The organism is Albibacterium profundi (assembly GCF_042159835.1).
GTDB lineage: Bacteria > Bacteroidota > Bacteroidia > Sphingobacteriales > Sphingobacteriaceae > Albibacterium > Albibacterium profundi.
This window is the reverse complement of record NZ_JBBVGT010000002.1, coordinates 1,490,969-1,503,644: the sequence shown is the minus strand read 5'-3', so window position 1 is coordinate 1,503,644 and position 12,676 is coordinate 1,490,969. Positions and strand designations below refer to the sequence as shown.

The window sequence follows — 12,676 nt, the reverse complement described above, 5'->3', positions numbered from 1 at the left end:
TTGATATGCGTAAACCCTGTCTGCTGGCATTTTATAATTCAAAAAATCCTCAGAAAGTATGACTTTCTGAGGATTCTAGGATGGAAGGAGGCGTTCTTTAAACGCTTCCTAATGATTTAAAATTTTATTTCTTTGCTTTTTCTCCCAACATTATGACCTGCTACCGCATAGTATAAGATAAACAGATAGCACGGTACAGCAATCCAGTAAGCCGACTGAGGGTTCCAGTAGTCAGCTAATGCACCGTAGAATAATGGAACTACTGCTCCACCGGCGATACCCATTACGAGTAAGGACGAAGCTGCTTTCGTAAAGCGCCCAACACCCGCAAGAGCCAATGGCCAGATAGCCGGCCACATTAGGGAGTTGGCTAACCCTAAGAGTGCGATAAAGCCTACGGAAATGAAGCCATCAGTAAAGATCGCGCCTAAAGTAAACAGCACGCCCAAGATAGCACAAAGTCGCAATGCGTTTTCCTGTTTAATGTATTTTGGAATCGTGACGATACCGATCAGATAACCCACAACCATAGCCACCATAGTTCCTGTAGTGAAATACTTCGCAGTTCCAAGTGCAATACCCTGGGAGGCGCCGTAGCTAATAATTGTATCACCAGCTATTACTTCCACACCTACATATAAGAAAAGCGTGATGACACCTAAAATCACATGCGGGAAATCAAACACACTCTTTTTACTAGAATTACTCGATGCCAAAGCTTCGTCTTCTTCATCTGTATCCACCTCCGGTAAGCCAGACTTATATACCCAAAATGCGAGCAATAACAGAACCGCAATTATACCGATATAAGGGGGTATAACCCGCAAAGCCATAGCGTCTAAAGCAGCTATACGGTCAGCGTCAGCCATGCTAGCAACATCATTATTGAGCTGATCAGCGCTTTCTAAATGCAAGAATATACCTAAAATAATAGGTGCAGCAGCACCTGCCAGTTTATTACAGATCCCCATGATACTGATCCGTTTAGCAGCACTTTCGGGTGGACCTACGATGGTAATATACGGGTTTGAAGCAGTTTGAAGAATGGCTAATCCACTACCCATGATGAACAAACCAAGCAAGAACAAGCCATAGATCCTTGTCATTGCTGCAGGAATAAACAAAACGGCGCCGACTGCCATAACGATCAGAGCCACAGACATTCCATTCTTAAAGCCAAATTTGTTGAGAACCCGTGTTGAAATTGGCGCCATCACCAAATAAGCGATATAGAAGGCGAAGGTCACAAAGAATGATTGAAACTTGGTCAGTTCACAGGCGATTTCCAGATAAGGAATTAGCAAGGAATTTAACCAAGTAACGAATCCAAAAATAAAGAAGAGGGCCCCGATAATCACAATCGGATTAATTCCCTGCTTCGGGGCGTGACCAGATAAATTTTCTTGAACCATTAGACGATTTTTTACAGTTTAAAATTTTCAGATACAAGACTAATAAAATTAATCTGTTAAAAAAAGAAAAAATGATTTAAGAAAGACATAAGCCGCTAACATAGAAATGCCCCGATATCGCAACGGGGCATTCCAAACCTAAACCTTATCACAAAACCGATTGGCTTTGACTGATATATTAGTAACAAAGCTGTGATTTATTAGTTTTATATTTTAACATTTTTATTTCAGAAATTCGGAAGACTCACAGATATCGCTCTTGAATGATCGTTCTATGGTGATTTAAATGCCCCGCAATCATAAACAGCAGTGCTCGCACACTCATCAGTCGCCCTCCGGCAAGTCCACTTCTTAATAAGGCATTGTCACGTAGGGACTCAAAAAACATAAGATTAGCTGTTCTCATTTGAATAAATTCTTCCGCGTAATGCTCTAAACTAAATGAACTAAAGTATCCGTTCTCTACATACACGTCTTGATCAAAACCGGGGAGTTCTTTTGTGTCGTTTCTTGCAAAACAAAGAACCCGATATGCCATAATTCGCTCGGTGTCCAAAACATGCCCTACTACTTCCTTAATATTCCACTTGTCTTCCGCATAGGCATATTCTGATTTGCCTGCTGGAATGCTTCTCAAAAATGCCGGAAAGGTTTCAAGCTGTCCCCGAAGACTCTCTAAACAATCACTGGTAACCGTATCAATATACTTGGTCCATTCGGCCGGAAATTCATCAGATTTTAGCGGGTTCATAAATTAAACTACTTTTTAATATAATTCGAAAGGTTGTCCCTTTACCTATTTCGGAATCTTTAATAAAAATATGGCCGTTGTGGTAGTTCTCGACCATTCTTTTTGTTAATGACAGTCCCAGCCCCCACCCTCTCTTTCTAGTTGTGAACCCAGGTTGAAATACGGCATCAAATTTTGAACGAGGGATTCCCTTTCCTGTGTCACTAATGTCGATAAAAATCTGTTCTTTCGCAATGTTTTCAATAATCTCCAATTCGATCTTCCCCTCTGACTCAATGGCATTTGCGGCATTCTTCAATATATTTTCTAATACCCAATCAAACAGGGGCACATTTAGCATGGCCTCCACCTCTCTATCACCTTTGACCTCAAATTCTATTTTTTGACTAATTCTGATTTTAAAATAATCGACAAAGTTCTTCGCTACCTCATAGAGCTTGTGTGGCTCTAAAACAGGCTTGGAGCCAATTTTAGAAAAACGGTCGGCAACAATTTCCAAACGTTTAACGTCCGTTTCCATTTCATCAATCAACGGGTCATTATCTGCATTGAACTTGGTTTTAATAAGTTCTACCCAGGCCATCAGTGACGAAATCGGTGTACCCAATTGATGAGCAGCCTCTTTTGCCATTCCCAGCCAAACTTGGTTTTGTTCCGATTTTCGTATAGAATTAAAAACAGTATAAGCGATAATCAGAAAGACCGCAATCAAACTCAACTGTATATAAGGAAATATCCTTAGCTGCGTTAGTAGAAGGGAATCTTTATAATAGATATACCAAGACTCACCGCTGTAGAGTTCAACAATAATCGGTGGATGCTGCTCTTTCATGATCTCTAGTTGATCACGGAAATACTCCGGATCATAAACCGGACCTGTCCGCCCTTCCATCATTAATTCATCCTCAATATTGATATTAGTACGAGCAGTATCTAGTCCTTTCCAATAGATGATGCTATCCTGTTCGTCTGCAATAATAGCCGGCATAGAGAGGCTATCACGAACTGCATAAATAAAGGTGGTGAACTCATCGTTGATATCCGGCATATTAAAAATGTTCCGGGTACTCATTGCCCATACCTCTGCCTTGGTGCGTTCTGTTTCCGATAAATTCTTAACTAGGTAATTTGTATAGACCAAGGAGGTGCCAGCAATGAGAGCTGCAAAAATCAGTAGCGCAAACTTCCATCGTTGGTTATTTCTGTAAGGGTTCATTGACAAAGTTTTAGCCAAAATACATATTTATATGAAAAGATGGAGGATTCAACGAATCCCGCCGTCAATTTTTTATCTTTGTATCATGAATGAAAATAGAAAAGTTAGGGTTCGTTTTGCACCAAGTCCGACAGGCGGACTACATTTAGGAGGAGTACGTACAGCTTTATTCAATTACCTCTTTGCTAAGAAAAACGGTGGCGATTTCATTTTGCGCGTTGAAGACACAGATCAGACCCGTTTTGTAGAGGGTGCTGAGGACTATATCCATGACTGCTTAAAGTGGTGTGGTATTCATCCGGATGAGAGTCCGCTCAAGGAAGGTGAATTTGGCCCTTATAGACAAAGTGAACGAAAAGCTTCGTATCGAGCTTATGCGGAGAAGCTGGTTAGCGAAGGGAAGGCTTATTATGCTTTTGATCTTCCTGAAGAGCTGGAAGCTGCGCGTGAACAATCACCCAACTTTACCTACGGTCATTCGACAAGGATGAAAATGAAGAATTCATTGAGTCTCCCTGAAGCCGAAGTGCAAGCGCTATTGGAGAAAGGGACGCCTCATGTGATTAGAATCAAAATACCAGCAGACGAGACAATCCAGTTTACCGATATGATCCGAGGCGTTGTTACTTTTGAAACTAATTTGGTAGACGACAAGGTCTTACTCAAAGCAGACAACATGCCGACTTACCACTTGGCTGTCGTTGTGGATGACTACCTAATGAAGATTAGTCATATTTTTCGCGGAGAGGAATGGCTACCATCGGCACCTGTCCATATCCTGTTATGGGAGTATCTGGGCTGGAAGCAAGAAATGCCACAATGGGTTCACTTGCCACTCATTCTTAAACCCGACGGTCCGGGCAAGCTAAGTAAGCGTGACGGTGATAGACTTGGCTTTCCGGTATTTGCGATGAACTGGCACGATCCAAAATCTGGCGAGACAACAATGGGTTTCAGGGAAATGGGCTTTCTTCCCGAGTCCTTTGTAAATATGCTTGCTTTATTAGGCTGGAATGATGGGACAGATCAGGAGATTTTCTCTTTAGAGGAACTAACTGAGAAGTTCTCTTTAGAGCGGATTAACAATTCAGGGGCAAAATTCGACTTTGAAAAAGCGAAGTGGTTTAACCACGAATGGATACAAAAGCTTTCTATATCCGTTCTGTCAGAGCACATACACCCAATTCTGACACGTCAGCATGTGGACACCGAAACAAAATATCTAGAAAGCGTCGTTGCTTTAGTTAGGGACCGTTTGACTTTTTTAACGGATTTCTGGGATCATGCCAGCTTTTTCTTCAAAAAACCTGAAGAATATGATTTAGACGCGATCTTAAAGCGATGGAATGATGAAAAAACCACCTTCTTTACCAATATTACAGAAAGTCTGGATGCTTTTGAGCCGTGGCATTCTGAAGAACTAGAGAGTTTTTACAAACTGGCGATTCAAGCATCTGGCATGAAGATGGGCGAACTTATGCTTCCCCTGCGGATCATGTTAGTTGGCGGAAAGTTTGGCCCACACGTATTCGATATTGTAGCTACGTTGGGAAAAGCGGAGACAATAGCGAGAATCCGAAAAGGATTAGATGTAATTTCGGCGACTAGCTCATAAGCCCGCCTATTTCTTGCTACCCTTAGATATTTGATCGATAAATTTGGCCCAAGCAAAAGGGTTGAGCAGTGGATTGGCGTAGCGTTGATTTATGTTACGATTGGTCATGTTCTGATGTGAGCTAATGGCTTGGTAGTTTTGCAGCTCGTTAGCGCTCAACGGTGCCTCACGAGCCATAGCAACCAGGCTTTCACGGCTTAAATTTCGTTTAGCCACCAATAGGTCATCGTCAGCGACATCGAGAGCAAGAAAGGCAAGATTAAACTCTTCGACACTAGCCCAAGGAAGAACGACGACGGCGGGCAGTGCAGTGACACTAGCCTCCATTTTTATGATACCACTGTGTCGATTGGTTTCTGATTCAGGGATAATAACTTGTGTAGTTTTATATCCGATCGCCGTAAACTCAATCGTATCGTTTTCATGTGCGACAAAAGAAAAATAACCTTGATGGTTCGCAGCAAATGTTTGGTTTTTATAGGAGGTGTTCCGAATAGTAACATATGGAACTACGACACTAGAATCTGCATTTTGGATGATCCCAGTAAACTGTATTAGCTTCTTGGTCGGACGTTCCTGAGCGTAGACACCCATCGTAATACCAACCATTATAAATACAATAACCGTTTTCAAGCAAAATTTCATATTCACAAATCTACCACATTATGAAAACTAGCGTGGTTAAATAATGTTAAATTGTCGTAAGATTGATAGCCTCGACGCCACTGACTTCGGGTACAGCCTTTTTAATGGCTTGTTCTAACCCGGCTTTAAAGGTCATAATGCTCATAGAACAGGACGCACATGAACCCAGGAGCTTTAGTCTAACCACATTCTCTGGAGTAATTTCTTCAATAACCACGTTGCCACCATCAGCTTCAAGAAAAGGGCGCATTGAATCCAATGCCTGCTCCACTCTATCCTTCAAATTCATAATTCTACGTTTCTAAATGTAAAGTTACTAAAATAATCCCTCTCATAAAATTATACCGTTTGCAAATTTGATTCACTGACAATGGAAAGCTGTTGTGCTACTTTCTGTGCAATTTCAGAAAACACCTTACTGATTACGGAATCTTCATCTAGTACAGCTGGCACACCATTGTCCCCCGCATCACTGATACTTTTCACAAGCGGAATTTCACCGATCAACGGAACTTGGTATTTTTCTGCAAGGAACTTACCCCCACCTTTTCCGAAGATGTAATATTTGTTCTCTGGCAGCTCCGCCGGGGTAAAGTAAGCCATATTTTCAACGATACCCAATAACGGTATGTTTATAGCGTCCATCAAGAACATGCCGATACCTTTGGAAGCATCAGCCGTTGCCACATTTTGAGGTGTGGATACAACAAGTGCCCCGGTAATCGGATAACCTTGAGCAATGGTAATATGAATATCTCCGGTTCCCGGCGGCAAATCAACGATCAGATAATCAAGTTCACCCCAGTCGGCGTCATTGAATAATTGTTTAACGGCCGAGCTTGCCATAGGACCACGCCAAGGGACCGGCTGATTGGGATCCGTGAAGAAGCCTATGGACAGTAGTTTGAGGCCATACTTTTCAATCGGTAAGATTTTCGATTTACCATCCGGGCCCGTCGTGCCTTGAGGTTTAGCATTCTCAAGACCAAACATGATCGGCAAGGACGGACCATATATATCAGCATCAAGTAGACCAGTTTTCGCTCCCTGCATGCTTAGTGCTAGCGCTAAATTACTTGCTACGGTCGATTTCCCAACCCCACCTTTTCCGGACGACACCAAAACAATGTGCTTGATGTTCGGCAGTTGACTGTTCTTCGGAGCGAGCACTTTAGATGTCATGTTGATATCGACCTCAAGGTCCTTTGACACAAAATGCTTGATTGCGTTACGACATGCGTTTTCTAAATGATCTTTCATCGGGCATGCCGGTGTTGTCAACACCACACTAAAACTCAACTTATTAGGCTCTATTTTAATATCTTTAATCATGTTAAGCGTAACCAAATCCTTTTTAAAATCAGGATCCTCAACATGACTCAATGCTTTTAAAACTTGTTCTTCAGTAATCATTGTCACACAGTATTTAAATATTTTCAAATTTAAGAAATAAGCTATACAAACTTGAAAAACAGAGTATTTTATAGATATTTACTGGAAGTTTAGACATTTAAACTACAATCCAACGTAAAAAGACAAATTTGGACACGATTAAAACGTTTTTTAAGTCGATACCCAGAAGGTATTATATGATTGCCGCAGGCGTTGGAGGTGTGCTCATCGTTCTATTCACCATTGTGGCGATCATTGCCATCAACAAAAGAGAGCCTTTGTTAAAAAGTGCGATTGAGAGAGCAAAGGCTAAAGCTTTAGACGACTATCAGGTTCAACTGGAAATAAATAAAGCTTATTTCTCTGGCCTCAAAGAAGTCAGCTTTGAAGGCATTTCGGCAACCCCGATCGATGCTGATACGCTTGTGAATATTGAACTTCTGAGGGTGAGCGTTAAACTTTTCCCCTTACTTAGCGGCAAAGTAAAGCTTGCAAATATGGACATGGAAAATGCAAGGGTCAGCTTTATCAAAAAAGATAGTGTTACGAGTAATTATGACTTCCTTTTTCGCGAAAAAGAAGCCGACACCGCACAAGTAGCGGAAGTAGAAAAAGCAGAAGAGCCGATTCATATGGCTAAACTGGCCAACCGTGTCATTCATCAGGTTCTTTATAAGATACCAGAGAATATGGATTTGACAAAGTTCGAGATCTCCTATAAAGATGACAGTCTATTTCATAATATAAAAATCCCAAAAGCAAATATAGACAATGGCGATCTTGAATCGACAATCCTAGTAAATGAAGATAAGGCAACTTGGCACATAGATGGTGATCTGAACCCGGGTAGAAATAGACTATCCTTTCGTCTATATGCAGATCAAGGGAAGGTAGAACTCCCTTTGCTTGAAGACAAGTATGGCATGCGTGTCAATTTTGATATGATTGAAGCAGAGTTACAGGACGTAAAATGGATAAACAACGATGATTTGCAAATTTCGATCAGTGGGCAACTGAGCAATTTCTTGATCAACCATTGGCGTATTGCTTCCAACGATGTTATCGTTCCAAAAGCTTCGACCCAGGCCGAGCTTATTATTGGAAAAGATTTTATAGAATTGGACGAAGGATCGGTCGTGCAGCTGGAAGAAATTAAAGCACACCCATATGCTAAATTGACCCTTCTTCCGCACAAGATATACGACCTAGGTGTCGAAATTCCGGAGATGGACGCACAAAAGGCTTTTGATTCATTCCCTACCGGACTTTTCGAATCATTGGAAGGCATCCAAGTATCAGGGAAGATGAAATACCGCTTTGATCTTCATCTGGATTCAGAAATGCCGGATAGCGTTCAACTGCATTCGGCGATTGAAGAGAACGGTTTTAAAATTAACTCCTACGGGAAAACCGATCTGTCTAAAATCAACTCCCCTTTTACATACGAACCTTATGAGACGGATGGTCCCGTCCGAGATATTATTGTCGGCCCTGAGAACCCAGATTTCACACCTCTGAACCAAATTTCCCCGCTGCTACGAAATGCTGTACTCACCGCAGAGGATCCAACATTTTTTACACATGAGGGTTTTGTAGAGAAATCGATCAAAGCTTCCATTGCTACCAATTTCAAAGAAAAGGCTTTCCGTCGTGGGGGCAGCACCATTTCCATGCAATTGGTTAAAAATGTTTTTCTCGATCGAGAAAAGACACTGGCTAGAAAAGTCGAAGAGATGCTCATTGTATGGTTAATTGAACATAATGACATTGTTAGCAAGGAACGTATGTATGAGGTCTATTTAAATGTTATTGAATGGGGAAATAATGTTTATGGGATTTCTGAAGCGGCTCGTCATTATTTCTTGAAAGACCAATCGCAATTAACAATAGGCGAGAGTATATTTTTGGCTAGCATTGTTCCCAGTCCCAAAAGAGGATTATCACGCTTCACGAGCTATGGTGGACTACAACCCTATCTGACAGGATACTTCCGACTAATAGGCACCTTGATGGCAAATTCCGGCTATATACCTCGGGACCCCAACAGAAGTTATGGCTTCTATTCGGTGAGCCTACGAAATGCTGTACTGCCCTCTAGAGCTCCCGAACCTGATAGTACAATGCTGGATACGGATCGGAGCAGAATCGATTTGGAACGAGAAGTCGAGGAAGCAGAACGACTACTCGAACAGCTTTTTGGTAAGGAAATTGAAGAACAGTAAGCATGAAACTACAAATCGACAAAAAGGAATTTGGGCTCTTGATAGAACATGATCAGGTCAAGAAACGCATTCGGCTGATCGGAACTCAAATTAACGTTTCATACGAAAAACAGGTACCTGTATTCATCGGTGTGCTGAATGGTTGTTTCCTGTTTATGGCCGATCTGATGAAAGAAATTGACATCGCCGCGGAAACATGCTTTATTAAATTGGCGTCCTACCAAGGCGATCAACAACAGGGACGGGTACGAGAAATCATCGGGCTATGTGTAGATATCAAAGACAGGGATGTCATCATTATTGAAGATATAGTGGATACGGGGAACACGTTGAATTATCTTCTACAGAAAATAGAAGAGCACCAACCCGCATCCGTAGCCGTCTGTACGCTCCTTCTGAAGCCGTCAAAATTGCAACATAAATTTACCAACCTCGCGTACGTAGGATTTGAAATTGCCGAAGATTTTGTAGTTGGTTATGGTATGGACTATAACGGTCTGGGCAGGAATCTTAAAGATATATATAAAGCGTGTGACTAAATAGTGCTTTATATTTATATTTGCAGAAAATATACAAATCATGACCATTCATAAAGAAGGATACACGTCGATTGCATTAGGAGTTTTATTTGTTTTTATACTCAATGCAATCGTCCATTACTATGCCTCGGAGAGTAAAATCTTGACGTGGACGACGTATATTTTATCTGCATTTATCCTGATTACTCTATTGCAGTTTTTCCGGAATCCAAAAAGAACGATTTCTCCTAACGAGGAACACATCCTATGTCCGGCAGATGGAAAGGTAGTGGTGATCGAAGAAACAGACGAAACCGAATATTTTCAAGACAGGAGGCTTCAGATATCTATTTTCATGTCGCCGATCAACGTGCATATTAACAGAAACCCGGTAAGCGGTATCGTTAAATACTTCAAATATCACCCTGGGAAATATCTAATGGCATGGAACCCGAAATCATCGACGTTAAACGAACGTACGACAACTGTGGTGGAATCCAATGGTACTGAAGTTCTGTTTAGACAAATTGCCGGAGCGATGGCTAGAAGAATAGTATGGTATGTTAATGAGGGGCAATCTGTAGAACAAGGCAAAGAGTTCGGTTTTATTAAGTTTGGCTCACGAGTTGACGTTTTTCTTCCTATTGGTAGCAAAGTCGATGTCAAGTTAGGTGATGTCGTAAAAGGGGGAATAACGGTGTTGGGGGAATTAAAGCATGAAGTTTAGGTCCTTAGTCTTTTTAAATGCAATACTCGTTGCTTCGGCAATAGCTCTCGTTAGTTTCCTTCTCAAACTCGAGCTAACAAAGGTTGCTTTGATTTTTATAAGTTCAGCAATTATTAGCTTTCTGATTTTTTATATACTGATAGAACGCTATGTGTATGGAAAAATAAAAATTATCTATAAGCTCATTCATCACCTCAAACTCGGGAAAGACAATAAAGACACGTTAGCTGCGCAAGTAAGTTCGGACCCTATACGCGATGTACAGAAAGAGGTACGGGAATGGGCTCGCGACAAAAAACTGGAGATAGATGCCTTAAAAAGCCAAGAGAAATATCGCCGGGAGTTTCTTTCAAACATTTCACATGAGTTTAAAACTCCCCTGTTTGCAATTCAAGGTTACCTAGATGCCCTTCAAGAAGGATTGATCGAAGAGGATCCGCAACTAGCTAATAAATTTCTTAGTAAAGCCGCCAACAACTTAGATAGATTAAGTTACCTCATTAAAGATATCGATGAGATATCCAAACTGGAGAGTGGCGAACTGTCGATTAATTTCCAACAATTCGATTTGTACACGCTGATTAATGAAGTAATTGAGTCTTTAGAATTAAAAGCAAAAAAACATAAAATCAAGCTATACTTTAACGATAAGCCTAAAATACATTCGATGGTCAATGCGGACCGTGAAAAAATCAGGCAGGTATTGGCAAACCTTCTGTCCAATTCCGTGAAATACGGGAGAGAGAATGGCACGACAGAAATTACACTTTTCGAGTTGCATGATCAGATTCTGATCGAAATTTCAGATAACGGAATCGGAATTGACGAGGAGAATTTGCCACGAATCTTCGAACGGTTCTTTAGAACGGAAAAAAGCCGAGCTCGCGACATTGGAGGTTCAGGACTAGGCTTATCGATTGTTAAACACATTCTAGAAGCACACCAACAAACGATTTCCGTGCAAAGCAAAGAAGGTGAAGGAAGTACGTTCAGTTTTACGCTAGAAAAGAAATAAAGCTAAAATTGTAGTTCAATTGTCCCAGAACTACCCTCCCAAGTTGTTCCTTCTTCCAACATTTTCGTGATAGCGCCCGTGACGGACTCTGCATGCTCAGAGACAAAATGAACGTTGATGGGCTTGTGATCCTCCGTTAATTCAAAATGCACAATGACCTTCTCCCCTACAGCAGCAGGGATATTAGAAATACTAGCCTGGTCTCGAAGTTCGGTCCAACCAATTTTTGGAACCAAGTCGCCGTCAATCGCCCTAATCGTAACCTTCTCTTGAATACTGAGAACACTCGCTTGTGAATTGGCCTGTGTAGATCTATCAGGATTTTGCATCATCCAGAACAAAACGGCGATTACGATAAATAACAAACCCGCTAGACTAGCAATCGTTAATCGCTGCCAGGTAAAGTAGTTTGTATTCTTATTTTCCAAATGAGTTTCAATGCGCGCAGCAAAACGCTTCTGCAATAGACTCAATTGCCTGTGATCTATGGAGCTAGTCGACCGGTAGCCATCGATGGCATCTTGCAAGAGTTCGTCATCCAAAGCCGCCCGTTCTAGATCATGCATCTGTTCAGGACTCAGCTTCCCGTCCAGATATTGTTGAATATATAGTATATCGTAATGGTGACTCATATATTTTTATCCATGCATATTTTTAAATTCCTTCGCCCATTCTGGATATTGCTCTTAACCTGATTCATTGTGTATCCGGTTTCATCCACAATATCCTTATAACACTTCTGTTCTAAATAGAACAACTTAACACATCGTTTTTGATCCTCTTTCAGCTGATCAATGCAAGCTTCCATTTGTGTTAAGTCCTTTTCTTGCAGAGCTTCGCTATCATCAAGATGCAAATAATCAGCTTTTTCCACAAAATTTTCTTCTAATGAAACCATTGGACTTTTACTTTCCTTTCGAAGCACCATCAGGCAGTGATTTCTTGCAAGCGTATAGAGCCAAGCTTTGAAGTTATCAACTCGGTGAACTCGCAGTTTTTTGATTAATTCTTCGAAGATTTGCATCACAGCGTCTTCACTTTTACCCGGATCTTTCAAGTATTTGAGACAAAGACCGTAAATAAGATACATATAGGGCTCATATAGCTTACCCAAGATCTCTAAATCGCCTGTACGATAAAAATCCTTGAGTAACGCAGACTCA

The 12,676-nt window shown here is 41.2% G+C and carries 13 protein-coding genes; 5 read left to right on the top strand and 8 right to left on the bottom strand.

Going from position 1 to position 12,676, the window contains the following annotated elements:
• Positions 1–116: 116 nt before the first annotated feature.
• The 3 genes from WKR92_RS08160 to WKR92_RS08150 form a co-directional block, all read right to left on the bottom strand.
• Positions 117–1,412 carry a sugar MFS transporter gene (locus tag WKR92_RS08160; protein WP_375557335.1) on the bottom strand — a complete coding sequence of 432 codons (1,296 nt, stop codon included), beginning with the start codon at positions 1,410–1,412 and terminating at the stop codon, positions 117–119.
• 244 nt (positions 1,413–1,656) lie between these two features.
• The gene (locus tag WKR92_RS08155) at positions 1,657–2,163 is read right to left on the bottom strand and encodes a DinB family protein (RefSeq protein WP_375557334.1); all 507 of its coding nucleotides are present in this window, start codon (positions 2,161–2,163) and stop codon (positions 1,657–1,659) included.
• Positions 2,144–3,379 (bottom strand): sensor histidine kinase, encoded by a 1,236-nt coding sequence (locus tag WKR92_RS08150; protein ID WP_375557333.1) that lies wholly within the window; start codon positions 3,377–3,379, stop codon positions 2,144–2,146. Before WKR92_RS08150 ends, WKR92_RS08155 begins: the two co-directional genes overlap by 20 nt.
• 85 nt (positions 3,380–3,464) lie before the next feature.
• Here WKR92_RS08150 and gltX point away from each other — a divergent pair, with 85 nt between their 5' ends.
• On the top strand, positions 3,465–4,994 hold the full coding sequence (gene gltX / locus WKR92_RS08145; RefSeq protein ID WP_375557332.1) for a glutamate--tRNA ligase: 1,530 nt from the start codon (positions 3,465–3,467) through the stop codon (positions 4,992–4,994).
• A gap of 6 nt (positions 4,995–5,000) precedes the next feature.
• On the opposite strand, the gene WKR92_RS08140 is transcribed toward gltX, so the two are convergent.
• Genes WKR92_RS08140 through WKR92_RS08130 form a run of 3 tightly spaced genes read right to left on the bottom strand, consistent with a single transcriptional unit; the run spans position 5,001 to position 7,052 of the window.
• Complete coding sequence (locus WKR92_RS08140; RefSeq protein ID WP_375557331.1) at positions 5,001–5,639, bottom strand: peptidase associated/transthyretin-like domain-containing protein; 639 nt, start codon at positions 5,637–5,639, stop codon at positions 5,001–5,003.
• A 46-nt stretch (positions 5,640–5,685) separates the two neighbouring features.
• A complete protein-coding gene (locus tag WKR92_RS08135) occupies positions 5,686–5,928 on the bottom strand; it encodes a NifU family protein (protein ID WP_375557330.1) in 243 nt (80 codons plus the stop codon).
• A gap of 50 nt (positions 5,929–5,978) precedes the next feature.
• The gene (locus WKR92_RS08130) at positions 5,979–7,052 is read right to left on the bottom strand and encodes an Mrp/NBP35 family ATP-binding protein (RefSeq protein WP_375557329.1); all 1,074 of its coding nucleotides are present in this window, start codon (positions 7,050–7,052) and stop codon (positions 5,979–5,981) included.
• 128 nt (positions 7,053–7,180) lie between these two features.
• Between WKR92_RS08130 and WKR92_RS08125 the strand changes: the two genes are divergently transcribed.
• The 4 genes from WKR92_RS08125 to WKR92_RS08110 are packed head-to-tail and all read left to right on the top strand — an operon-like array spanning position 7,181 to position 11,513.
• Positions 7,181–9,253, top strand: coding sequence for a transglycosylase domain-containing protein (locus tag WKR92_RS08125; protein WP_375557328.1), 2,073 nt, complete (start codon positions 7,181–7,183; stop codon positions 9,251–9,253).
• Between the two features lie 2 nt (positions 9,254–9,255).
• On the top strand, positions 9,256–9,792 hold the full coding sequence (gene hpt, locus WKR92_RS08120) for a hypoxanthine phosphoribosyltransferase (RefSeq protein WP_375557327.1): 537 nt from the start codon (positions 9,256–9,258) through the stop codon (positions 9,790–9,792).
• A gap of 40 nt (positions 9,793–9,832) precedes the next feature.
• Positions 9,833–10,498, top strand: coding sequence for a phosphatidylserine decarboxylase family protein (locus tag WKR92_RS08115; RefSeq protein WP_375557326.1), 666 nt, complete (start codon positions 9,833–9,835; stop codon positions 10,496–10,498).
• Positions 10,488–11,513: a sensor histidine kinase gene (locus WKR92_RS08110; RefSeq protein ID WP_375557325.1), complete on the top strand. Its 1,026-nt coding sequence runs from the start codon at positions 10,488–10,490 to the stop codon at positions 11,511–11,513. The genes WKR92_RS08115 and WKR92_RS08110 overlap by 11 nt, the downstream gene beginning before the upstream one ends.
• Before the next feature lie 2 nt (positions 11,514–11,515).
• On the opposite strand, the gene WKR92_RS08105 is transcribed toward WKR92_RS08110, so the two are convergent.
• Positions 11,516–12,145 carry a hypothetical protein gene (locus WKR92_RS08105; RefSeq protein WP_375557324.1) on the bottom strand — a complete coding sequence of 210 codons (630 nt, stop codon included), beginning with the start codon at positions 12,143–12,145 and terminating at the stop codon, positions 11,516–11,518.
• On the bottom strand, positions 12,142–12,603 hold the full coding sequence (locus tag WKR92_RS08100) for an RNA polymerase sigma factor (protein ID WP_375557323.1): 462 nt from the start codon (positions 12,601–12,603) through the stop codon (positions 12,142–12,144). Before WKR92_RS08100 ends, WKR92_RS08105 begins: the two co-directional genes overlap by 4 nt.
• Between the last annotated feature and the right edge of the window lie 73 nt (positions 12,604–12,676).